Origin of the sequence: Microbacterium sp. NPDC087592 (genome assembly GCF_044743585.1) — a bacterium.
GTDB lineage: Bacteria > Actinomycetota > Actinomycetes > Actinomycetales > Microbacteriaceae > Microbacterium.
On record NZ_JBIUWT010000001.1, the window covers coordinates 1,352,699 to 1,376,442 of the forward strand.

Below are 23,744 nucleotides of genomic sequence, written 5' to 3' on the forward strand. Positions count from 1 at the left end.
CATGACCGACACCGTCGACCGTTCGGCGCTTCGCCAGTTCCTGCTCGGGCTGGCGCAGGGGATGAACGCGTCGGCGGAGTCCGTCGACCGCATCCGCGACACCCTCACCGACGTGGCGCGAGCCTACGGCGGAGACGACACCGACTTCGTCGTGCTGCCGACGATCATCCTCGTCGAGACCGGCGAGTCGGATGAGTCCAGGGTCGCCATCCGCTCGGCGACCAACGCCTCGTTCCGGTTCGATCAGATCGCCGCGCTGTACGACCTGATCGGCGAGGCACGGACCGGCGGCGTCCCACCGCTCGACGGCATCCGCCGGCTGAACGAGATCGGGGCGATGCGGCCGCGACTCGGCTGGTTCACCCGCACGCTCGGACACGGCGTGCTCACCGCCGGTCTCGCACTGCTCCTGGCCCCGACCTGGCAGGGCGTGATCGTCGCGTTCATCCTCGGCTTCGGGATCGGACTGCTGAAGCTCGTGCGGTCCCCGACCCTGCAGCTGATCCTGCCGATCGCGGCGGCCTTCGTGTGCGCGGGCGCCGTCTTCCTCCTCGCCGAGGTGATCGAGATCGGCGACCCCATCCGTCTGCTGATCGCGCCGCTGGTGACCTTCCTGCCCGGAGGCGTGCTCACCACCGCGACCGTCGAACTCGCCGCGGGGCAGATGATCTCAGGGGCCGCGCGTCTCGTCTACGGTTTCGTGCAGCTCGCTCTGTTGGCCTTCGGCATCCTCGCCGCCGGTGCGGTCGTCGGGGTGGAATCCCGGTCATACGAGCCGCTCCCCGCCTCCGCTTTCCTTCCGTGGTGGGTCGACTTCCTCGGTGTCCTCGTGTTCGCGGTCGGCAACTACCTGCACTTCTCCGCGCCCGCCTCGACCTTCGGATGGGTGCTCCTCGCGCTGGTCGTCGCGTACGTCGGCCAGTGGGCCGGAACCGAATTCATCGACCCCACGATCGGGGGTTTCGTGGGAGCCGTCGCCGTCACACCCGTTGTCTTCTGGATCGCCGGGCTGCGCCACGGGGCTCCGTCGCAACTCACCTTCCTCCCCGCGTTCTGGCTGCTCGTGCCGGGGGCTGCCGGGCTCGTGGGCCTCACCGAGGCGTTCGCGACCGACAACGGGCTCGCCGACTTCACGGCGGCACTCACCTCGATCATGTCGATCGCCCTCGGCGTGCTGATCGGCACAGCGCTGTACCGCGTCGTGCATCACGGGGCCGAGGAGTTCGTGCAGTTCGCCGTGGCACTGCCCGCCGCTCCGGAAGCGGAGCGGGAGCCGACCGTCTGGTCGCGACTCACCGAACCCTGGCGGCGGCTGGGCCTGAACCGGGCGGATCGCCGGAGGTAGGCGACGCGGACCGGCTAGCGGGCCACGCCGGCTCGCGTCAGGAGCCGGCGGAGGGCGATCACCACAGACGCGATCGCGAGCTCGCCGACGATCCGCGCAGCGAGCGTGGCCAGCAGCACGGGCGGCACCAGATGGTCGGGCGAGAACACCGGAAGTGCGACGAAGAACAGCACGACTCCGACGATGACGCCGGCCAGCAGGATGCGCGGCGCACTCACCGGTCGGTCCCGCCGCAGGGGCAGGGACAGGTCGAAGGCGAGCCCCGCGACCATCATGGGCACCGCGGCGAGCGGCCCGATGGGCGAGACGGCCGAGGTCAGCAGCCCCGTCACGAAGGCGGCGAACGTCGCCATCCCCGGCGTCCGGGTGATCACTCGCGCGAGGAACGGCATCAGACAGTGGATGCTGGCGACCAGGGCGTACGCCGGGGGCGAGGAGACCGCGAGCACCGTCGTCACCGGCACGATGGCGACGAAGAGCAGGGACTGCACGGCGCCGAAGGCCGCACTCACGAGGAGGGCGCTCGTCCGAATCCCCCGGGTTCTCTCCGGCCGCGTTGCATCCACCCCTCGAGCTTAGATCGACGGCCGCAGTCGACGGCCGCGCGAGCGGAGATGAGCATCTCGGAATATCGTTAGTGTCGGGACCACCTGGGGAGGAATGATGTCGACTGCTGCCGTGCGTTCGATCATCGGGGTGCCCCGGGTCTCGAACGAAGTCGTCTCGCGCCCGCGCCTCACTGCGGCGCTCGAGAACGACAGCCCGCTGACCGTGATCCACGGCGCGTCCGGCACGGGCAAGACGGTGGCGATGGCCGAGTGGGCGCGCACCACGACCTCCTCCGTGATCTGGGTCGCCGTCGACGCGGACTCCGCGACGAGCAGCGGCTTGGGGCGGGCGGTGCTGCGGGCGCTCGCACGGGCGGGCGACGGCGACAGCGGCGACCTGTCGGACGCGGCCGACCGCCCCTGGAGCACGGTCGCCGGGTTCCTGCGTGACCGCCAGGAACCCGTCGTCATCATCCTGGACGACGCCGCGGTGTCGAACCGCGAGAGCACGTTCGACGTCTGCCGCGTCGTCGCCGAAGCCCCGACCGCGCGTCTCATCGCCACGACCAATCGACGCAGCACCTTCGACAGCGAGGGACTCGACCTCGTCATCGACCGGACCACCGTCACCGCCGATGAACTCCTCTTCGACGCGGACGAGATCTCGCGAGCGCTCGGAGTCGACGCCGCGACCGCCGAGCAGGTGCTCGCCGCGACAGGCGGCTTCGCCGCGGTCATCCACGCTGCGGCGAAGCGAACCGGACGCGGCGGGACGGGCCCGATCCTCGAGGTCGCCGCGAGCGCACTCGAGGACTACCTCCTCTCCCGCGTGGAACGCTCCGACGCCGACCCCGCCAACCGGACGGCACTGAGCCGGCTGAGCATCACCGACGCGGTCGATCCGGACCTCGCCCGCACGCTCACCGGGCGCAATGACGTGATCGACCTGCTCGACGACGCCGAGGAGTTCGGCTTCGGGCAGTGGTCCCGGTCGGAGCCCCCGGTCTTCACCTTCACCCCGGTCGCGAGGCTGCTGCTGCGTCGCCAGCTCCAGCGTTCGCACCCGCAGGAGGTTCCCGGTCTGACCCGCGCCGCCGTCGACGGGGCTCTCCGCCGGAGCGCACCGATCGAAGCGCTCCGGCTCGCGGTCGAACAGGACGACCTCGCGCTCGCCTCGCACATCATCATGAAGGGCTGGAACCACCTGCTCGAGAACGACGGCAAGGCGCTCGTCGGGCTGCTCGGCAGACTCCCCATCGCCCGCCTCAAGGATCAGCCACTGATCGCCATGATCCTCGCGATCTGCTTCAACGCCAGCAAGCTGCGGCGTATCCGCGGGCTGCAGCTGATGCGCGTCGCCATCTCGGCCGCCAACTCCCGCCGCAAACCGCCGCCGGCGATGGAGCGCATCTTCATCTGGGCCGCCGAGAGCGCCGCCCTCCGGCTCATCGGGATGCCGGAGCGCAGCGGACAGGTCGCCTCGCGCGCCCTGGCACTGTTCCAGGAGACGGATGAGGCGGAATGGGAGGCGTACGCGGCGGAGGTCCCACTGCTCTGCACACACCTCGCGATCTCGCTCTACTACTCGGGCCAGCAGGAGAAGGCCGTCGAATGGCTCGACTACGCGGCATCCCTGGCGGCCGTGCACGAGATGCGACATGCGTTCCACAGCATCGCCCTGCTCAGCGGCATCCACGCGCTGAACGGCGACATGCCCGAAGCCCGGCACTACGTCGAACTCATCCGGCAGAGCGCCTGGCCCCAGAACCAGATCGACGGATACCGGGGCACCTTCTACCGCGTGGCAGAGGCGCTGCTCGCCCTCGAGGAGCAGGACTCCGAGCGGGCGCGGGAGCACATCCGCGTGTTCGGCCCCCACCGCGCGACCAGCGAGCACTGGGCCACGATGGCGCTCGCCGAGGCCTGGGTCGCGCTCCACACACAGACGCCGGCCGCCGGGCTCGAGCAGCTCGAGTCGTTCCGCCGTCTCCGCGGACGGGAGGCGTCCTCTGCGCATGCGCGGCAGACGCTGAGCCGCCCGCGCGCGCTGCTGCAACTCGCGGTCGGCGACACTGCGACAGCGAAGAACACGGTGCAGCAGGATGCGCGCCCCGACCGCTTCGGCACTGTGCTGGAACGCGCCAGGCTCGCGCTGGTCGAGGGCCGCGCATCGGACGCCTCCCGCCTGCTCGCCCAGACACGACTCGAACCGGAGACAGCCCGCGAACGCGCCGAGGCCGCAGCGGTGCAGGCCGCCGCCCTCCACCGGACGGCCGGCGCCGCCGCCGCACGTCGAGCAGCCGAATCGCTGGCAGTCCAGGCGGCCGACCGGGAGCTCTCGAGCCCCCTGGCCCTGCTGCCCCCCGAGGATTTCGCCTTCCTCCGCGGTGTCCTCGCCGAGGAAGCCCCCGGGCGCTTGCCCGCGGCCGCGGTGCTCCCCTCGACGTCGGACCGGCCGCGGCTGTCGGCCCGCGAGCGCGTGGTGCTGCGCGAGCTCATGACCGGGGCGTCGCTGCGCACCATCGCGGCCGACCTCAACGTCTCCCCCAACACGCTCAAGACGCAGGTGCGCAGCATCTACCGCAAGCTCGATGCTGCCAATCGCGCCGAGGCCGTGGAGAAGGCCGCCGCCTTCGACCTGCTCTCGGAGCCCTAGCCGGGCACGTCGGAACGGGCGCTCGCGAGGCGAGCGCCCGTTCCTGGGCGGGGCGTCTACGCGGCAGGCCGAGTGCCACGCAGACGCGACCGCGTCAGGCCGTCATCCTCCGACGACGCACGAGCAGCAGCATCCCGCCCGCGAGCAGGCTGACGGCGAGCCCGATTGCCCAGGGGGCGAGCTGCCCGCCCGTGATCGCCAGCGGCGTCTGCACCGGATTGCTGGTCGCGCTCGGCGGCGGCGTGATCGTCTCGCCACCGGGAGGCGTGGCTGCTGCAGCCGCCACGTTCTCGAGGGTGGCACCGGCCGCATCCGCGTCGACGGTCACCGCGTAGGTGATCGTGACGGTCTCGCCCTCGGCGAGGCTGCCTCCCCAGCGCAGCATCGTGCCGTCGAGCACCGGCGCGGCGACGCCGCGGTCTCCCACCGCCGCCGTCATCGTCCCCGTGAGCTCGGCGTGGCGCAGCACCTGCCCGAGATCGTCGGTGATGACGACCTCGTCGAGTCGCGTCTCACCGGTGTTCACGCCCGTCAGCGTGTAGGTGACGACACTGCCGGCGGCAACAGCGGTGCCCGACCCCGGGTTCGAGGTCTTCTCGAAGGTGAAGCCCGCCTTGCCGACGCGGTGCTCGGTGACCGAGGGCGGCGGCGTGAGCCGGTCGCCTCCGGGCGCGACCGCCGTGCCCTCCGCGATGTTCGCGAGGGTCTCGCCGCCGGCAGCACCGTCCACGGTCACCGAGTAGGTGATGATGACACGCTGGCCGACAGCGAGCGAGCCCTGCCACGTGAGCGCATCGTCGCCCACGACCGGTGCTGCGACGGACGCGCCGTCCACCACCGCTGCGGCATCGTCGTTGTACTCGGCGTGTGCGAGCACGTTCGCGAGGTCGTCGCCGATCATCACCGGGTCGAGCGCCGTCTGGCCGGTGTTGATGCCGGTCACCGTGTAGGTGATGACACTGCCCGGGTCGACCCGGCTCCCCGACGCGGGGTCGGCGGTCTTGACGACCTCGAAGCCGGGCTGGTTGACCGGATGCTCCGTGCGAGCAGGCGGGGTCTCGATCGGCGGCACACCACCGGGAGGCGTCGCGCTGCCGGTCACCGAGTTGGCGATCACGGCTCCACCGGCGTCCGCCGCCACGGTCACGGAGTACGTGATCGTGACCGTCTCGCCGACCTGCAGGTCGCCGACCCACGAGAGCTGCTCGTCCGTGACGGACGGGGCGGCCACGGCCGATCCGGCGATCGTCGCGGTCGGGGCTCCGTCGAGCGATGCATGGGCGAGCACGCCTGCGAGGTCGTCGACGATCTCGACGGAATCGAGCGCCGTCTCACCGGTGTTGATGCCGGTGACCGTGTAGGTGATCGTCGCACCGGGATCGACGGCCGTGCCGGATGCCGCGTCGGCGCTCTTCGACACCGAGAAGCCGGGCAGGTTGACCGGGTTCTCCGTCGTCACGGGCGGCGGGGTGATCACCGCTCCTCCGGGAGGCGTCGCCGTGCCTGTCGCGGAGTTCTCGACGACCGTTCCGACCGCGCCGGGGCCCACCGTCACCGCGTAGGTGATCGTGACGGTCTGACCGACGGCCAGCGAACCGGTCCACGAGAGCTCGTCGCCCACGATCTCGACGGGCGCAGCGGCCGTGCCGCCGATGGTCGCGACAGCATCACCCGAGAGCGAGCCGTGGGCGAGGACCTTCGAGAGGTCGTCGACGATCGCGACCGGGTTCAGCGCCGTCTGCCCGGTGTTGGTGCCGCTGAGCGTGTAGGTGAGTACCTGACCGGGATCCACCGCGGTGCCCGAGGCCGGATCGACCGTCTTCGACAGCGTGAAGCCGGGCTCGTTGACCGGGTGCTCGGTGCTCGTCGCCGGCGGGACGATCGGAGTGCCGGGCGTGGTGGGGCTCTGCGGGTCGCTCGGGTCCTGCGGGAACAGCGGAGTCGCCGTGCCCGATGCCGAGTTGCGGATGGTCTCGCCACCGGCGTCCGCGTCGACCGTCACCGAGTAGGTGATCACGACGTTCTGGCCGGGCTCGAGGCGTCCGTTCCAGGCGAGCATCGCATCCGTCACTTCGACGTCACCGCGCGAGGCGGAGGCGTCGTCGTTGAAGGCGGCGTGCGCGAGCGCGGCGGACAGGTCGTCCGTGATCGCAGCCGGTTCGAGCACCGTGTCACCGGTGTTCGTGCCGGTCACCGTGTACTCGATGACGCTGCCCGGATCGATGCGGGTGCTCGAGGCGGGGTCGGCCGACTTGGTGACGGTGAACCCGGGGTTGACCACGGGGTGCTCGGTCGTCGCGGGTGGCGGCGTCACCGGCTCACCGGGAACGGTGGGGCTCTCGGGATCGGTGGGATCGGCCGGGATGAGCGGCGTCGCCTCGCCCTGGGCGGTGTTGCGCAGCAGCACGCCGGTCGCGGTGTCGCTCGGCGTCACGGAGTACGTGATCACGACGTCGTCACCGGGGGCGAGGCTGCCGCTCCACGAGAGGGTGGAGTCCACCACGTCGACGGTGCCGGTGGTCGCGGTGACGTCGCCGTTGTAGGCCGCATCCGTCAACACGGCCGAGAGGTCGTCGGTGATGGTCGCGGGGTCGAGGACCGTGTTGCCGGTGTTCGTCCCGGTCACGGTGTACTCGATGGTGTCACCCGCCTGCACGGCCGTCCCCGATGCTGGGTCGGCCGTCTTGGCGACCCCGAAGCCGGTGTCGACGACGGGGTGCGTCGTCTCGGCCTGCGGCGGCGTGAGGGGCGTTCCCGGCGTGGTCGGGCTGTTCGGGTCGCTCGGGTCCACCGGGATCAGCGGAGTCGCCTCGCCGTCGACCACGTTGCGCAGCAGCGCGCTCTGCACGCCCTCGTCGACGGTCACGCTGTAGCGGATCGTGACAGACTCGCCACGCGGAATCGATCCTGTCCAGGTGAGCGTCGCGTCGGCGACCAGGGCAGTGCCGCGGTCGGCCGTGACGTCGTCGTTGTAGGAGGCGTCGTCGAGGGCACCTGCCAGGTCGTCGACGATCTCGGCCGGGTTCAGGTCGGTGTCGCCGGTGTTCGTTCCGGTGATCGTGTACTCGATCGTGTCGCCGGCCTGCACGGCCGTGCCGGAGGCGGGGTCGGCGGACTTGCTGAGGGTGAAACCGGAGCCGATGACCGGGTGCTCGGTGGTCGCGGTCGGCGGCACGATCGGGGTGCCGGGGACCTGCGGCCCGTCCGGGTCGGAGGGGTCGGTCGTGGTCGGGACGGCCGACCCGGATGCCACGTTCTGCAGGACCTCTCCGGATGCCGTCTCGTCGACGGTGACCGAGTAGGTGATGGTCACGGTCTGGCCGGGCTGGAGTGCGCCGCTCCAGGCGAGGTCGTCTCCGGTGAGGGTGGCGGCGCCCGTGGTGACGGAGGTGCCGTTGATGGAGGTGGCGATGTCGGCGTTGTACTCGGCGTGCGCGAGGACCCCTGCGAGGTCGTCGGCGATCGCGGCCGGCGAGAGAGTGGTCGCGCCGGTGTTGGTGCCGGTCACGGTGTACTCGATGACCTGTCCGGGCTCGACGACGCTGCCGGCGGCGGGGTCGGATGTCTTGTCGATCACGAACCCGGCGACCGGGTGCTCGGTGACGACGGCGGGCGGCCCGATCGGGTCGAGACCGCCGGGAGGGGTGCCGGATGCCGTCACGCTGTTGGTGATGCTCGCCCCCTCGACGCCCTCATCGACGATGACGGAGTACGTCATCGTGACGATCTGTCCCGGCTCGAGAGATCCGGTCCACGCCAGGGTGTCACCGGTCACGGTCGCCGCGCCCGAGGTGACCTCGGTGCCGTCGATCGCGGTGCTCACGTCGGACTGGTACTCCGCGTCATCGAAGACGCCGGCGAGGTCGTCGCTGATCTGCACGGGGTCGAGCGCGGTGTTGCCGGTGTTCTCGGCCTCGACCGTGTACGTGATGCGCTGGCCGGCGGTCACGGCCGCTCCGGCGGCGGGGTCGGACGTCTTCCGCAGATCGAGCCCGGGAACGAGGCGGGCGTTGGTGAAGGTGCAGACGACGTCTGTGCCGCGGGAACCGGCGGGCTGCGTGACGCGGTCGGATCCGTCGACGGAGACCGGGGTGGTCGAGCCGTCGGGGTTGAGCTGCTCGCACGTCAGGGTCGTCGCGTAGCGGTCGGGGTCGGCGGTGCCGGTCGGCGTCTCGGAGAGTCCGAAGATATCGCCCTGGTTGGTGAAGACCGGGCCCGCGTAGTCGGGCTGGACGCCGGAGGCGTTGCCCGTCGTCGTGCTGTTCGTCCGCGCGACCTGGTACCCGGCCGGAGACTGGATGCCGAGGGCGAACTGATCCGTCGCGGCCTGGCGCCCACCCGGAAGATCCTTCTTGAGGGTCATCGTGTTCGGGAAGGTGCAGCTGGACATGTCGGTCGGCGAGAAGGATCCGAGCGGGGTCGAGTTGACGGTCTCGCCACGGGGGAGGTCGACCTCGATGATGCGGTTGCCGCCGCCCGAGACCGACACGAAGATGTGGCCGAGGTTTCCGAAGGCGATGCCGTTGCCCTGCACACCGTCGCCCATGTCGTGCACCTGCTTGGCGCCGACGGTCGCCGTGCTCGGCGTGAGGGTCTCGGGCAGGTCGGCCGAGTAGATGTATCGGTCGGCGACGAGCACCAGTTGCCCGGAGGCGCTGAAGGCCATGTCGCCGTTCGCACCGAAGCCGCTGCTGCCGCTGGTCGGACGCAGCGTTCCCACCTGGACGTAGGTCTGCGGGGTCGCGTTCTCGTTCCACGCGTACAGGTTGATCGCGTTGTTCGTGGTTCCGCTCGCGAAGTAGTACACACCGGTTACCGGGTGCACCGCACCGCGGAGCACGGCGGAGGTGAGGCTGAAGGAGGTGCGGGTGGTCTGGTTCGTGACGCGGTCGTGCTTGGCCAGCACCTTGTCCGACGCGGAGTTGGTGACCGTGTAGGCGTAGCGGCCCTGCGAGGAGATGCCGAGGCCGTTGTCGGAGTGGTCGGCGCCGAAGCCGGCCGACCCGAGCGAGCCTCCAGCGCCGGGGGCGCCACCCTGCTCGTCCACCGCGAACTCGCGGATCTGCGTCGTGCTCTGCACGTACACGGCGCCCGGGGTGCACAGGAACGGGTCATCTGCCGCGGCGGGTGCGGCGGTGATCGTGCCACCGACGAAGATCATGGTCGAAGCGACCACCGCGGTGCTGGCAAAGCCGGCGAGGAGCCGCTTCGCGCTGCGCGCCCACCGGCCCCTTCGACTCTCAGACGCCGACCCCGTCGGATGCTTCTGGGCAACACGAATTGTCAAGACTGCTCTCCCCTTGTACGTACCGGGCGCGCACTCGCGCCACGGAAAGCCCCGCCCCCTCAGGCGACATGCTGACGGCTCGCATCGCAGATCGAAGCGCGCGGTCAGGGCCTCCGCAAGCCTGCCCGCCGGAGAAGAAGGGGGATCGCCGATCGGCTGGTTTTCACCCCTGGTTTTCACCCATCGGGGTGGGGGTCCATCGGGACCAGCAACGGCGTCCTGCACTCGCCGTCGTCATCGACCCGGCAGCCTCAGATCGGGTTGCCTCGCCGCCGAACCCCGGGTTGAACGGGGGCCTTCGACCGAGGGATGGGTGCAGCGGTCGGCTGCGGATCGCGGCCATATCGCATGTACGCACCGTAATGCTCGCGTCCGTAGTATGCCGACCCGGCGCCCTTGCGCGGCACCTTGTTCAGCACGACGCCGAGCACGCGGCCGTTGGTGCGCTTGACACTGTCGATCGCGCGCTGCAGCATGTCGAAGGTCGTTGTGCCGGAGGACACCACCAGGAGCACGCCGTCGGCGTTCGCAGCCAGAACCGCGGCATCTGTCACCGGCAGCACCGGCGGGGAGTCGAGCACGACGATCGCGGTCTTGTTGATCTCGTCGAGGAAATCACGCATGCGGTGCGAGCCGAGCAGTTCGCTCGGACTCGGGGGGATCCGTCCGGCGCCGAGCACGGCGAGGGGCACGTCGCGGTGGGGACGATGCGCGACATCCTGCAGTTCGGCACGGCCCGCAAGGACGTCGGTTAGGCCCACGTCGCGGGAGATGCCGAAGATCTCGGCGACCACCGGGCGACGCAGGTCGCAGTCGATCAGAATCACCCGTTGCCCGGCCGCGGCGAGGCTCGATGCGAGGTTCACCGCGACGGTTGACTTCCCATCACCGGGCACGGCGCTGGTTACGACGATCACGCGCGGCGGGTTGTCGACGTCGACGAACTGCAGGTTCGTGCGTAGCTCGCGCATGGACTCGATCGTGTGGTGCGAGACGCCGTGCGGGGTGTCGCGCGAGAAGTCGATGACGAGACGCTTGCCGTTCATCGTCTTCTCCAGGGGCAGCGTGCCGACCACGGAGGAACCTGTCTCACGCTCGACATCACGCGGATGACGAATGCGCCGGTCTACCGTATGGCGCACGAAGGCATAGACGAGACCGATCACGCTTCCCCCGAGCGCCCCGGTGATCACGTTGAGTCTCGTATTCGGCGACGAGGGTGAGGTGGGAAGACGTGCGGAATCACCCACAATCAACTTGACTGCCGCGTCGTCGCGAAAAGTCTGCCTCACACCCCGGTTGAGGTCGGTCTCGGGTGTGGCTTCGAGCTTGTCGATCTCTTTCGCCATCCCGTGTATCCAGGCTTCGGCCAGTTCCTGCGCCCTCTTCGGCGTCGACCCCGTCGCGGTCACCATGAGCACGGTGGTATCGGCGGGGTTGGTCACTGACACTCGTGAGACCAGTGACTCCGGAGTCGTATCCAGACCCAACTCCTCGATCGCGTGCTCCGCCACCGCGCGCCACGATCCCAGGTTCAGGTAGGACTTCACACGGCTTGCTGCAAGCTGGTTACCAACGAGGGCACTGCCGGCACTTCCGTCCCCGTCGGCGGCGGTGACGAAACCCGTGGTGTCTGCCCCGTACACCTTCGGTTGGGTGGCGCTCCACCCGAAGGCGATTCCCACGCCGAGGGCGGTCGCCGCCAGGATGACTATCCAATGCGCGCGCAGAATTCGGAAATAGTCGCTCAGTTCCACTTGTGATCCCCTTCAACATCCCGAGGACCTGCACACGGGAGGACAATTGAGCACGAGCATAGAAGGCTTCATCGACATATGATCCGCTCGTCGTATTCATCTGGCGCAATGTCTCATGAAACGGTCGAATAGTCTCCGATTTCGCCATTCCCCACATTGCAGTCGCTCGCGGCACTCAGGCCGAACTCGACGACCGTTTGTCTCCCGTGCACATTCGGAATGTCTCGGCTTCTAACTTCGCCGCTCTTCGCGTCGATCCCTCGTGACAACCTCGGGTCACGCGATCATCGACAGAAGAGAAGGATTGATTACCTGTGAATCACACGGATGCAGAACAGTCTCCCGAAATCAAAGCGTCTGGAATTCCCCGTCGCACGATCGTGACGGGAGCCGCATGGTCCATTCCGGTCGTGGCGATGGCGATCTCGACGCCACTCGCTGCCGCATCCGTCGGCGACCCTACGCTCACGTTCGCGTTGCCGGCGTACTCGGCGACGGCGTGCACGCTCCTGAGCGACGTGGTCGTGACCAAGACCGGATCGAACGGCTCCCCGGCTTCCGGCGAACCAGTGACCGTGACCCTCGAGAACGGATACACATTCGCCGACGGAACCACGACGTTCACCGGAACAACGGGCTTGGATGGCACCGTGACTCTGCCGGGAATCCGCGTGCCCGCCACCGGCGGCAACGCCACTCCTACCGCGACGAGCGCTGGCCTCACTGCAACCACCGCTGTCCAGGCCCCCGTCGTCGAGGGTGAGTACAGCTACATCCTCAACGGGACGGTTCACCCCGCGGTCGGCATCCCTGAGGGCTCGACGCCGTTGTACGGGGCATGGTTCCTCGCTCCGAACGGCAACATCATCGACGGTCTGACCGGCGTCGCCGTGGGGGCGGACGTCGACAGCATCGGTCAAGGATTCCAGACGGACGCAGGCTGGTATCTGCCCGTGAAGCTCCGCAATGGAACGTTCGGCTACTACCTCAACGGCGTCTGGAGTCCCGCACCCGCAGTGCCGGCTGGTTCCGCCGCGCTCTACGGCGGCTGGTTCCTCACCTCTGACGGTTTTCTGGTGGACCAGGACGGCGTATACGTCGGCGCTGATGTCGATCTCGTGGGCCAGGGATTCCAGACAGACGCAGGTTGGTGGCTCCCCCTGCGTCTCACGAACGGCACGTTCGGCTACTACCTGAATGGTGTCTGGCACCCGACGCCCGCTGTCCCGGCCGGCTCGACGCCGGTGTACGGCGGCTACTTCCTCACGAATGACAACCGTCTTGTGGATCAAGACGGCGCCGTCGTGGGAACCAACATCGCGACGGTGGGCGACGGCTTCCAGACGGATGCAGGGTGGTACCTCCCGGCGCAGCTGACAAACGGCGTCAACGGTTACTACCTGAACGGCGTCTGGTACTTCACGGACGGAGTCCCCGCAGGCTCGACGCCGCTCTACGGTGGCTGGTTCCTCACCCCTGACAACACCATCGTCGAGGGCACTGGAGGCCGCATCGTCGCGTACAACACTGAGAGCATCGGGCAGGGTTTCGAAACCGACCTCGGCTTCTATGTGCCTTTCAAGGGTCAGCCGACTGCGTGCACATGGTGACATTCTCCTGAAAAGTCACATCGACGGCTCGAATAGTCTCCAATATCACTCGAAAATGAGGCCTGGCGTGATAGTTCAACCTGAAGACCGTCTTCATCAGTGAAGAAATCCCGCCTTCGAAGCCAGCGCCCCTTCCCCGTGCTGGCCCGGTATTTGGGGGAGGCCGTGTTCCCCGGTCTCCTCCAAATTTCATTAACACCTCTCGGTAAAACGGAGAAGGTGGAACATGGCGCGGATGCTCATCCTCGCCGCAGGGCTCGTCGCATGGCTGCAACCGTCGGGAAGCCGGACCGTTGAGCGGCATCGAAAAGGTCAGCATCGCTGGCGGTATCGAGTTCGAGCAGATAAAGACGAGCGAGTTCGATTCGCGCAGCTCGGATTTCCGCGAGAGGCGTCGACTGGTCTGCTGCGAACACGCGATGAAGGTGCGCGCGGGAAATGCGCACATGCTCCGCGAGCCGCGCGACCGTCAGGGCCGGTGAGTGAGCCTCGTCCCGGATGATCGTGCGCGCTCGATGCAGAAGGCCACGTTCCGGCATAGCTCGTTTCTGTTCCGAGATGGCCGACGATTCCTTCAGAGAAGCAAGCAGGAGACTGTCCACTGCCGTTCGGACACTGCCGATACCGAAGTCGTCCACCGCCGCCGAGGAGCCGAAGACCTGGTTCAGCACACTGGCGAGAGCTGGCCAGTAGTCGGACGATGTCGAGTGCGGCCCGGAGGTCGCATCGACCTCATATCGAGCCAAACCAATGCGCGTGTAGTCGGTGACGATCTCGTAGAGAGCCACGGGCGCATCCGCTGAGATTTTCACCATCGAATAGTCACCGACCAGAGCCAGGTCGCCGACTCCGAAGTCCGAGTGAGCGTGGCCGAGGCCGATCCGAGCGCTGCCCTCAACGAGGAGGAGTGCAGATACGCGATCTCCCACGCCCGCCGGCACTCTCGGTTCGCGGATATACTCGCCGGGCCCGAGCCAGGTTCGCGAGTACGCGAAGAGGGAGGCGTCGAAGACGTCTGCAAAAACCTGCGGGTTCATCGAGGTGGTTCGCCACCCTCTCACCTGGAGCCAGTCTCTGGCCCGTTGGCCATTGAGCGCGACACCCCGCTGTATGCCTGGTTCTTTCTTCCTCACCGCGATCCCCTCCGCCATGCGCACGGAGCTGGCCCGCGCGACCGCCTCTTGCACGCTAGTGAAGGCGATGGGTGGAAAGGCGTCTTTCACCCTCGGTTCACCCTCGGAACGTTTCGTCTCTCGAGGTACACGAAATATCACCGATTCATCGTGAGCGCGGGTTCCGATTGTCGACGCATGCAACTCTCGATCGAGGCAACGACCCGACGCTCCATACGTGACGTCCCACGAGACGAGCGGGGCGTCGCGTCGGATGGAGCCCGTCGAGTGGCGTCGCTTCGCGCAGGCAAGAATACTGAGGGACGGAGCGGTGACGGGTGTCGGATCGGCGCTGAGGTCGGCCCCTGGAAGGCGGCGTGACTGCAATGCGGTGTACTTGAGAAGGATCAGCCATGCATATGACGACACCGTCTGCGAGCTTGCGCGAGGAGAGCCCCCTCCCCACCATTCAGACACCTCGGGACGACCTCATCCGCCCCGCGCTGAGGAGCGCGCTCACCTCCGAGGATTGGCCGAGGGCCGTCCGATTGGTGGGAGCACATTGGCCTGAGCTGGTGGACGAGCACACCGTGCTGCTCGATGAGGCGCTTCGGGTGATCCCCTTGGCGGCATTCTCCTCTGACGCGCGGGCAGCCGCGGTGCGCGATATCCGCCTGCACACGCCAGCCGACGAAGTCGATCTCATGCTGGGCGAGGCGGCGCTCCCCCACGTCGGCGATCTTCCGGGGATGGAGGAGGTTGCGCGCTCATCGCGTGCGCTGAACCTCCTCAACGTGGTCGCCGGGCGCATGATCGCCTTCCGTGTTCGGGGGCGCATGAGTCGGGCCGTGCAGCTTGCTGAGCTCATGGAGCACTATGGCCGGATCGCACTCGTGCATCAACCCGCACTCTTGACCTCTCGCCTTCCCAATGCGCTGCTTCAGGCAGGGATCACTCGCGGGTTGGGAGATGATATTCCGGGCGCCTTGATCACCCTGCGCGATGCACATGAGCGCGGCCCCGACGCGCGCACCAAGTTCGTCGCCCGGGACGCGGCGGGGAAGATGGCACTGTTCCTCGCCGTAACGGGCGATATGGACCAGGCGGCGTTCTGGCTGCGCGACTATGAGCAGGGTCATCGGATAGACGGCTGGCTGGAGCCGCGTATCGCCCTCAGCGCGGATATCGCTCGCACTCTGATAGCCACCGAAGCGCTTCAGAAGACGACAGCAGACGCCCTTCTTCCTCTGCTGGACCAGCCAGTGAATGCGGAACAGGGCTGGGGGCCCGGCGTCACCTATGCCCGGGCACGCCATGCGTTGGCGTGGGGAGACCGACGCGGTGCCGCCACTTCCGTACGACGCGACAAAGACCGATACGGGGATTGGTTGGGCCAGGGAAGCACGTTTGGGCCGCTGATCTCGATGGTGGAGTCCGAACTCCTCCTCACCACCGGCCGCGCGCATCCGGCGCGGCGGAGCCTGAAGTCGCACGCCGAGCATCCGCTGGCTCACGCCGCACGTTCGCGCATCGAATTGGCTTTGGGAGACGACGACGCGGCCTCCCGCTACGCGGCGACGGCGCTGAACCAGGAACATTCCACGCGAGCCCGGTTGAAGGCGCTGGCCGTTCAGATCGCCGTCCGCCATCGGCGAGGAGAGGACGTATCTCGAGACGCGACTCAGTTCCGGGAGACAGCTCAGCGCACAGGTCTCGTATTCATCGCCGCATCGATCCCCACCGCCGAGGGCCACGCCGCGCCTGGAGATACTTCAGCGAATCCGCTGACCGCCATCGTTGAAGCCGAGACGGTCTCGGTCACGGACCAGCAGATGCGCGTCCTTCGAGGCCTGGAGTCGGGGCTCACCCTCCGGCAGATCGGTGCCCAGCAGCATCTCTCGGTGAACACGATCAAGACCCACGCGCGCGGTCTCTACCGCCGTCTCGGCGTCAGCACCCGCGATGAGGCCATCGCTCGAGCCTACGCACTCGGGTTGCTCTGACGTAAGCCGCCCAGACCTCCGCGCGCGGGACGACACACTTCGCGGTTCGGGTCACGCAGAGGGACGGCGGTTGCCGTGGGGAGACCATGCGTGACCCGTCGGTGTGGGGTCCACCGCAGTCCTGAGAGTAGGACCAGCCCACACAGGGGCCGAGAACTTCACCCCCGGTTCACCCTCGGACCGTCGTGATGATCGGCACGATCAGTCGTCTCATGGTTAATGCGAATCGACACCATGGGGGCGTGGCGATGAGCGATGGAGAGCTCGGCTGCTCGTGGGGAGACGCCGAGCTCTCTTCTGGGGAGGGGCAAATGTGGCCGCCGGGCTGGGGCCGGCGGCCCGTGTGCCTCTCGGACTCCCTCGACCACCTCATATCAGTGAGAAGGAAACCGCATGACTGCACCGCTGATCGCGACCAACCCGGCACCGTCGGACGACCAGGTCAATGTCTCGATGACGATTGAAGACAGCCACGGGTTCATCCATCACTACCGCTTCTCCGCAAGAACCACCGCGACAGCCGAGGCGCTGCGGGCCTTTGCTTCGTAGGCCCGCAGTCGGCAAGCCAAGAGCAGTTCGTGCAACTCGCGATGGCGATGCGTGGATGTCTCCTCGAACACACCCTTATATCTCATGTCGACGTCGTCCCCGCCCCCGTCGAAGGGAGCCGCGTCACGATATCCCTGTGCGGCGCTCTTTATAGAGCGCACGACACGAAGAAGAAGGGATAAGGATGCGCGTGACCCTGGATATCTCCTGGTTTGATTCGGGTCCGCTTGCAGTGGCGCGTTGGCGTGCATCGAGTGAGGCCCTCGTTACGGAGGTCGTCGACGCAGATGTCGAGCAGACCCTGGCGGCCATGAGCAGCCTCACCCTCTTCGCCGCGGTCGGAGCGGCCGCCGCCTTTGTGTTGGTGACGGTCGGGGTGCTCCGCGACACCGCGGGAGCGCGCTGGGGTTTCGGCGGCGCCTGGATGATCAGCACATGCGGGGCAGCACTCGCGGCCGTCCCGATATCCCTGTGGGGGGTTCCGATCGCGGCGGCCCTCTCTCTTCCCATCCTGCTGATCATCATCCATAAGACCCGTTTCGGACGCGCGTTTCTCCCCGCGAGTGAACAGGCTGAAATCTCGCACCAATGACGCCAATAGTCTCCATTCCGCGCCATCGTCGAGCTTTGCCGTAATGACGCACCGCAAAGATGGTCCTCCTCATGAAGGTCCACACCTTCACCGCCACCGCACCCCGAGGCTGGCGAGCACCTGGGAGAGATGGGGCCCCGCCGTCTCTCCCAGGTGCACCGACTTACCGGGACAGTTCAGAAAGAAGGCCCATGGAGACCACACTCGCTCTCGCTGACGCTCTCGGCCTCCTTGCGCACGCAGGAACGATCATCGCCGTCGCATCCGCGCTCCTCACCGGGCTCGCGATCTGTCGCGGCCTTCCTAGTCATGGAAGCCTCGCTGCAGCTGGATGGCTGATCGGGGCCATACTGAGCCTCTGTGCCACCTTCGCAGGCAACTGGCTCCTACCGGCCATCGCGACGGCCGCACTCCCCGCAGCTCTGGCGGTGACCGGGGCATTCTTCTTGGTCCGCGCCGCGCTCACTCCTCGATCACCTATCAACGACGGAATCTGACGCTGCAATACAAGGCAGTCAACTTTTCATCCGCTGACCGCGGCGGGGACGCGCGCGTCTGATCCGGGCAGCACCCGAGCCATTCGATAGAGGCTCGCGTTCCGCCGACGAAGCCATACGATTCGACTGTGCCCGCCCAGAATCCGCTCGAGCCCGTGGAGCCCACCACAGCAGTTGCGGACGGGACGACCATGGTCGCTCGGGACTGGGTCCTGTTGGCGGTGCAGATCTTTCTCACCGGTCTGCTCACGGACATCGCGATCGCGTTCTGGGCGATCACCGCGTCCGGGTACACGGAAGGGCTGCAGGTCGTCGGGTTCGCCGTCGGATCGGCCCTGATCACGATCGCGGCGTTCGTGATCGGCCTTCCTCTGCGCATCGTGCGATCGGCTCGTCGGTGGTGGTTCCGCCACGGGGCGTGGTTCCTCGCGCTCCTCGCCCTGGGAGTCGGCGGAATGCTCGTGTCGTACTTCGTAGGCGACGCCGGGCCCGTTCACTATGCCGACTCCGAGTGGCCCTCGACGGATGGATACGCGCCGGACGATCGCCTCTTCGTGCCGTCCCTCTTCGTGCTGGCGTTCGCCACGATGCATCTGCGTCCTCCGACGCGGCGGAAGCAGAAGTCGATGAACGAGAAGGGATTGCGGTGAGAGAGCAGGCCCCGCCGCCGCAGGTGTCTTCGGACGACATCGACGACCTGAGCCGCCGGCTCCGCGCCTTCAGGGCCGTCCGTCCCCGTACGGTCCGTTCACCGGGTGTGCCGTAAACGATCGTTTTCGGGGGGACTCGCAACCGATCAAGAGATACAAACACTCACGTTCTGACTTACTCGGGCCATAGTGGAGGCAGAGCTGAGGAAACTTCGACGATCGGTGAGACTGCATGGACGTACATGCGACAGTTCTCGACGTGATTGAGAACGCGTTGGGCGAACGCGGCGACCGACTGGCCTGGGACAAGTTGACCCGAGTCCAGCTTGAAGATCTGCGGGATCGGCTGCTGGAGTTTAGCCAGGCAGACGCAGAACGGGCCACGCCTGAAGGAACTCAGGTCTTGGGTGGGATGTTCTCTCGGTACTGGGAGGATCCCATAGCTCGAGCGGAACTGAGTGACGCGCTTTTGTATTACCCGCAACTCCTCGTTCTGGACCCGTTTGCTGACTTTTTCGCTGACACCTCAGTTCTGCCGTCTCTGCGTGATCTTCGGTACTCGCGCAACGGTCGGGAGTCGATGCGAATCAGCGCTGGAGGCGCCATTTGGGCTCACGCCGACTCCGCAGAGCGCTTTGGAGACGACTGGGGCGGTGTTGCTGCTCGTCTGTCAGAGATCTGTCGGAACTTGTATGAACTCGAGGTCCCCATCCGATCGGGTGTCATCATCTTGCGTAATCAATGGGCGGTCTTGAGGAGGCGCCGATCCGCTCTCGAAACATCGGTTCGGTTCGATGCCCATTCCGAGAGGATGCAGACCGTGATGCGCTCGCTTCAGGAAGAGGATGCGAGGCTGCCGCTTTGGGACAACCTGAGGGGCTTCCACATCACCGGCAGTGGACAGTTGAACCCGGCCGACAGGGCCTGGGAGTTTCAGCACTTCTTTTTCTATCTGGCAAAGACGCTTGCCATCGCGGATTCTGCGCAGGCCACCTATGCGCCTAGTTGGCCTGGAGATCTTGCGCTCCTGAAAGCCAAGGTCAACGCGACACCCACGGCTGGTTACCCACCGCAGGTACTTGCTCAGGTGTCCTCGATTGTTCTGCCCGCGACAGACGTATCGATCCGGGAGGCGGCGGCGATTCGAGCGTCCTCTGCTGATTTCGCTGACTGGCGTGCGCAGTTACGCGCCTTCGCCCGCGAGGCAGGGGCAGCAACACCTCGAGAACTAGAGGAACGCGCAAAGGACGTGTTCGAGCCGCAGGTCCGACGCGTAGAGAGAGAACTCTCCGGTCAGAAACAACGCGCCACGAAGAGCGCAGTGACTGAACTGCTTCTGTACGGCACGATCTCGACGGCTGCTACCGCAGCCACTTCTGAGAGTCTTGCGTTCGGGGCAGCCGTGGGCACAGCGGCTGCCGTAACGACAGGGGTCGTGAGCTGGATCCGAAACGCCTATCGCAAGCCGCAACTGCACGGTGCCGACGCGGTGCTGGCAATACTGACGAGGTCGGATCGAAAGTAGAGATGTCTTATTGCCATGACTGTCTCGAATCCCATGGTGGTGGAGGTGGAGTGGCGACGAGATCGCGTCCGCGGCAGGTTGACCCCGAGGGCTTCCGCAGTCCTGCCTGAACCGGCATAGTGGGAGCCCCTCGCGCTCGGCCCGGCGGATGAGGACCATTGCTCGTACGGGTACGGGCTGGCTCCCACTCTGTCGGGGAGGCCGAGTGGGGCCTGTTCGAACTCGCGCCAGCTTCTCTCACTAGCCACACTCAGCGGTGGAGAGCCTCGAACAACTCGCGACGATTGGTGACGCCGAGTTTGCGGTACACGGACCGTAGTTGGGTCTTCACCGTGTTGGGGCTTACGTGCAGCGCGGTGGCGATGCTCTGCGCGGTCTCGCCGGCGGCCGCACGCTCGGCGACCTCGAGTTCGCGCGGGGACAGCGACGACGCCCCGTCCGGGGCGGGGGCGAATGCCATGGTGCGGAGCAGTGCCGCGGCAGCCGCGGCGTCTCGCCGCGCGAGGAGCTCGGCGATTCGCTCTCGGCGGTGAGGGGAGGAGAAGGCCAGGAGGCCGAAGCTCGACTGCGTGACGGCGAGCTCGATGGCTTCTTCCCGCTGCGGGCCGTCTTCGCCGCTGGTCGCGAGGAGCGCACCGATCAGCACGCGGGGCCGCGCACCGCTGACAGTTAGCAAAGGGGCCGCGAGAAGCCGTGCGTCCTTCGACTTGCCGGCCGCGTGGGCACGCAACGCGCGAAGCAGTGCGCCGTACTGCCGCAGCAGCGAGGCTTTTGCGGTGGGTCGATCGTCGACGAACCCCGTCTCCTGCGTTGCTGGGCGCTGGAGCGCGACGTCGAGGATGAGCCGTGTCAGCGCCCGGTACTCATCGGTCGCGCCTCCGTCCCGCCGAGGGACGGGGATCGTCTCCAGGTGTGAGTCCAGTTCGCTCGTCACGGCCCGTATCCGCTGCATCCGGGTCTCGGTGACCGCGCGAAGGAGGAAGTATGCCGCCCACCTCTCCCCCGCCCGCACGGGGGTGAGGAGGTCCAGCACCCGCGCGGCCCCCTCTCGGTCCAGCTCGTCGAGGTGCAGAATCACGTCAGCCAGTTGCGCGGGCACGGCGGCGGCGGTGCTCCACCATTCGTCTCCGGCCACGTGAGGGAATCGTGCCAACCACGTGCGCGCCAGTACGTTCCGGCCGTGGAGGGCATGCAGGAAGGCCGCCGCGGCCGCCGCGGAGGACTCGATCATCGGGTGCCTGGTGGACACGGCCCAGTCGTACGCATCGTTGTAATCCGTCAGCGCATCATCGAAGTCCCCCGCAAGCTCACGGGTCAAACCCCACTGAAAATGAAACTCCGGCAGTGCGGCGGACAGCATCGGATCGGCTTCTATCGGCTGCGCGCCCAGGAAGTCCCGGGCGACGTTGACGAGCCGGGTGGCGTCAGAGAATCGGCCCACCTCGCGTGCCGCGGCCATCTGCGCGGTCCACATCGCCAACTGGTTGACCGCGTCGAGGGGACCCGCCAGATCCACGGAATTGCGATACGCCGTCGAGTACCCGTCGCCGTGCACGTTGCGGCCGATGTACTCCCTCGCCAGTCGCAGCTTCGGCTCGCGGTCGATCGCCTCGTCGGGCATCTGCTCCAACACTTCGAGCAGCAGCACCGGATGATCGTGGAAGAACTCGTTCCACGACTGATCGAAGAGCGCGAACACGCGGTCCCAGTTCCCGGCAGCGGATGCCTCGGCGAGTTCTCTCGTTGTCGACGGCTTCTCGCCCATGACCTGCCCCTCCTGAACTGTGTCTTCCTGTGGTCGTCACGCGGCACATCGCCACCCCACACGTGACGCTCGAGCCCAGAGGCTCCTGCAGGCCCAGGACCCGAAAGGGCGCAACGTCTGCCTGGATCTCGGATCACTCGGGTAAGTGATCTGACCAACCGCTTATCGCGCGGCGGCGCCGATCCGACGTTTTCCAATCCTAGGGATCCCGCTGCGAGGCAGTCATCTTGGGTCCGTGCGGAAGCCGTGCTGCTGTGCGAGGTCGACGAGTTCGTCCCGGCTCGTGACGCCGAGCTTGCGGTAGACGCTGCGCAGGTGAGACTTCACCGTGTTGGGGCTGACGAACATCCGCTCAGCGATCTGCGCGACAGCCCGACCGCTCACGGCGTGGAGCAGCGTTTCGTGTTCTCGGGAGGTCAGGGCGGCGAAGGGGTTGACGGTCTTCGGCATCCGGGTAGCGGGTACGCGTTCGAGGATGCTCGCGTCGAGCACGCCTTCCGCGACCATCTCTTCGAAGAGACGGCGCTTGTCGGCGACGATGCTGTGGAAGGGGCCATGTGCGGGAACCAGGTGCAGCGCGTCGAGGATGTATCGGTTGCCGGTGGATTTGTCGCCTGCGGCGCGGTAGCCCATCCCGGCGATGAATAGCGCGGGGATAAGCACGCGGGGATACGCATTCGCTTCCGCGATCAAGGGGACGACGATGCGCCTCGCCGCTTCGAGTTGGCCCGCGTGTGCGAGCCATCGGGCGTCGATCACGGCCGAGAGGTCGGCGAGCATCGTCCCGGAGCGTCGGAGGTCTTCGTCGTGCAGCGCGCGCTCAGCGGTCGCGGATTGGCCGAGCGCGAGGTAGAGAGCGTGGCGAGCGAGAGCGAGCATCGCCGCATTGCTTCCGGAGGTCGCTTGCTGAACGGGGACCTCCGCCACGAAGGCTTCCAGGTCCGTCAGTTCCGCACGGGCCCCGTCCCCGTATAGGGCGACGACGGCGCGCAGGAACCTATAGCTGGACCACCTTTCGATCGCCTGCTGGATATCGACCTGCGCGATCCACTCCTGCGCGGCGTCGATGTCGAGCGCGTCGACAGCGAGGAGCGTGCGCGCGAACAGCGCGGGGGCGGGCTGGCTTTGCAACCAGCAGTCCTCCGGTCCCGGGGTCGGTATCCGCGACAGCCAGTCTTTCGCGGACGGCGTGCGGCCGGCGAGAGCGTGGATCCACGCGGCGCTGGCTGCCGACATCGACTGCATCACCATGTGCCCCGTCGCGACGGCGTGGTGAAAGCTGCTCGTGTACTCGCGGAGCGCGGCGCTGTGCTGGCCGGCGAGCTCACGGGTGAGCCCCCAGTGGTGCTGCAAGTCGGGGAGGCCGTGCGTCACTTCGCGCAGCTCTTGGCCGGAGAGGTGGCCGAGCAAATTGTTCGCTTTGTCGACGAGGGCCGCGGCCTCGCCGAACCTGCCCGCGCTGCGGAGCGCTGCGGACTGTGCGGTGAGGTCCGCAAAGCGGTCCATCGGAGTGCGTGCCGCGCCGTCGGCAGCCACTTCGTGGAAAACGCGCGTCTTGCGCCCCCCGGACAGCATGTGAACGAGGTAGTCACGTCCGACCCGCAGGCGTAGATTCTGCGCCATCATGTGTGGTGGTAGCGCCGAGAGCACGTCGAGGAGTTGAGCGAGGTGTGCGTTGAAGTAGTACGGCCAGTGGGCTTCTAAGAGGCTGATCGCCGTGTGCCACTGCCGCTCCGTGACGGCGTGAATCAACGCCGTCATCCTGTCGTCGGTCGAAGTTCCCCCGACGTGGTCATGTCGTATGGGACGCGCTGCCATTCCTCACCCCCGGTCGTCGGTTCGCACTCG

15 protein-coding genes are annotated in these 23,744 nt (G+C 67.2%); 9 read left to right on the forward strand and 6 right to left on the reverse strand.

The window, feature by feature from the left end:
• The first annotated feature begins 1 nt into the window (after window position 1).
• Window positions 2-1,345 carry a threonine/serine exporter ThrE family protein gene (locus ACIOTO_RS06410; protein WP_400857095.1) on the forward strand — a complete coding sequence of 448 codons (1,344 nt, stop codon included), beginning with the start codon at window positions 2-4 and terminating at the stop codon, window positions 1,343-1,345.
• A 14-nt stretch (window positions 1,346-1,359) separates the two neighbouring features.
• Here ACIOTO_RS06410 and ACIOTO_RS06415 read toward each other — a convergent pair whose 3' ends face one another.
• On the reverse strand, window positions 1,360-1,857 hold the full coding sequence (locus tag ACIOTO_RS06415) for an ECF transporter S component (RefSeq protein WP_400857096.1): 498 nt from the start codon (window positions 1,855-1,857) through the stop codon (window positions 1,360-1,362).
• Window positions 1,858-2,008: 151 nt separating this feature from the next.
• Between ACIOTO_RS06415 and ACIOTO_RS06420 the strand changes: the two genes are divergently transcribed.
• Window positions 2,009-4,549, forward strand: coding sequence for a LuxR C-terminal-related transcriptional regulator (locus tag ACIOTO_RS06420; RefSeq protein ID WP_400857097.1), 2,541 nt, complete (start codon window positions 2,009-2,011; stop codon window positions 4,547-4,549).
• 94 nt (window positions 4,550-4,643) lie between these two features.
• On the opposite strand, the gene ACIOTO_RS06425 is transcribed toward ACIOTO_RS06420, so the two are convergent.
• Both ACIOTO_RS06425 and ACIOTO_RS06430 read right to left on the reverse strand, forming a co-directional pair.
• Entirely contained in the window at window positions 4,644-9,710 is a 5,067-nt protein-coding gene (locus ACIOTO_RS06425) for a beta strand repeat-containing protein (RefSeq protein ID WP_400857098.1), read from the reverse strand.
• A gap of 377 nt (window positions 9,711-10,087) precedes the next feature.
• A complete protein-coding gene (locus ACIOTO_RS06430) occupies window positions 10,088-11,593 on the reverse strand; it encodes a polysaccharide biosynthesis tyrosine autokinase (protein WP_400857099.1) in 1,506 nt (501 codons plus the stop codon).
• 380 nt (window positions 11,594-11,973) lie between these two features.
• On the opposite strand from ACIOTO_RS06430, the gene ACIOTO_RS06435 reads away from it, so the two are divergent.
• Complete coding sequence (locus ACIOTO_RS06435; protein ID WP_400857100.1) at window positions 11,974-13,203, forward strand: hypothetical protein; 1,230 nt, start codon at window positions 11,974-11,976, stop codon at window positions 13,201-13,203.
• 239 nt (window positions 13,204-13,442) lie between these two features.
• Here ACIOTO_RS06435 and ACIOTO_RS06440 read toward each other — a convergent pair whose 3' ends face one another.
• Entirely contained in the window at window positions 13,443-14,426 is a 984-nt protein-coding gene (locus ACIOTO_RS06440) for a hypothetical protein (protein ID WP_400857101.1), read from the reverse strand.
• A 464-nt stretch (window positions 14,427-14,890) separates the two neighbouring features.
• Here ACIOTO_RS06440 and ACIOTO_RS06445 point away from each other — a divergent pair, with 464 nt between their 5' ends.
• From ACIOTO_RS06445 to ACIOTO_RS06470, 6 genes are all read left to right on the forward strand, one after another.
• The gene (locus ACIOTO_RS06445; RefSeq protein WP_400857102.1) at window positions 14,891-16,318 is read left to right on the forward strand and encodes a response regulator transcription factor; all 1,428 of its coding nucleotides are present in this window, start codon (window positions 14,891-14,893) and stop codon (window positions 16,316-16,318) included.
• Window positions 16,319-16,711: 393 nt separating this feature from the next.
• A complete protein-coding gene (locus tag ACIOTO_RS06450) occupies window positions 16,712-16,867 on the forward strand; it encodes a hypothetical protein (RefSeq protein WP_400857103.1) in 156 nt (51 codons plus the stop codon).
• Window positions 16,868-17,057: 190 nt separating this feature from the next.
• Entirely contained in the window at window positions 17,058-17,459 is a 402-nt protein-coding gene (locus ACIOTO_RS06455) for a hypothetical protein (protein ID WP_400857105.1), read from the forward strand.
• 191 nt (window positions 17,460-17,650) lie between these two features.
• Complete coding sequence (locus ACIOTO_RS06460; protein ID WP_400857107.1) at window positions 17,651-17,956, forward strand: hypothetical protein; 306 nt, start codon at window positions 17,651-17,653, stop codon at window positions 17,954-17,956.
• 128 nt (window positions 17,957-18,084) lie between these two features.
• Entirely contained in the window at window positions 18,085-18,606 is a 522-nt protein-coding gene (locus ACIOTO_RS06465) for a hypothetical protein (protein ID WP_400857109.1), read from the forward strand.
• A 259-nt stretch (window positions 18,607-18,865) separates the two neighbouring features.
• Complete coding sequence (locus ACIOTO_RS06470; RefSeq protein WP_400857110.1) at window positions 18,866-20,131, forward strand: hypothetical protein; 1,266 nt, start codon at window positions 18,866-18,868, stop codon at window positions 20,129-20,131.
• A gap of 250 nt (window positions 20,132-20,381) precedes the next feature.
• Here the strand turns inward: ACIOTO_RS06470 and ACIOTO_RS06475 are convergent, their stop codons facing one another.
• Both ACIOTO_RS06475 and ACIOTO_RS06480 read right to left on the reverse strand, forming a co-directional pair.
• The gene (locus ACIOTO_RS06475; RefSeq protein WP_400857111.1) at window positions 20,382-21,896 is read right to left on the reverse strand and encodes a LuxR C-terminal-related transcriptional regulator; all 1,515 of its coding nucleotides are present in this window, start codon (window positions 21,894-21,896) and stop codon (window positions 20,382-20,384) included.
• A gap of 222 nt (window positions 21,897-22,118) precedes the next feature.
• A complete protein-coding gene (locus ACIOTO_RS06480; RefSeq protein ID WP_400857112.1) occupies window positions 22,119-23,657 on the reverse strand; it encodes a LuxR C-terminal-related transcriptional regulator in 1,539 nt (512 codons plus the stop codon).
• Window positions 23,658-23,744: the final 87 nt, after the last annotated feature.

Bases quoted from the DNA above. Each gene is read 5' to 3' on its own strand.
- ACIOTO_RS06410 (WP_400857095.1), top strand. From the start codon at position 2: ATGACCGACACCGTCGACCGTTCGGCGCTTCGCCAGTTCCTGCTCGGG.
- ACIOTO_RS06420 (WP_400857097.1), top strand. From the start codon at position 2,009: ATGTCGACTGCTGCCGTGCGTTCGATCATCGGGGTGCCCCGGGTCTCG.
- ACIOTO_RS06425 (WP_400857098.1), bottom strand. From the start codon at position 9,710: ATGATCTTCGTCGGTGGCACGATCACCGCCGCACCCGCCGCGGCAGAT.
- ACIOTO_RS06450 (WP_400857103.1), top strand. From the start codon at position 16,712: ATGACTGCACCGCTGATCGCGACCAACCCGGCACCGTCGGACGACCAG.
- ACIOTO_RS06460 (WP_400857107.1), top strand. From the start codon at position 17,651: ATGGAGACCACACTCGCTCTCGCTGACGCTCTCGGCCTCCTTGCGCAC.
- ACIOTO_RS06475 (WP_400857111.1), bottom strand. From the start codon at position 21,896: ATGGGCGAGAAGCCGTCGACAACGAGAGAACTCGCCGAGGCATCCGCT.
- ACIOTO_RS06480 (WP_400857112.1), bottom strand. From the start codon at position 23,657: ATGACGGCGTTGATTCACGCCGTCACGGAGCGGCAGTGGCACACGGCG.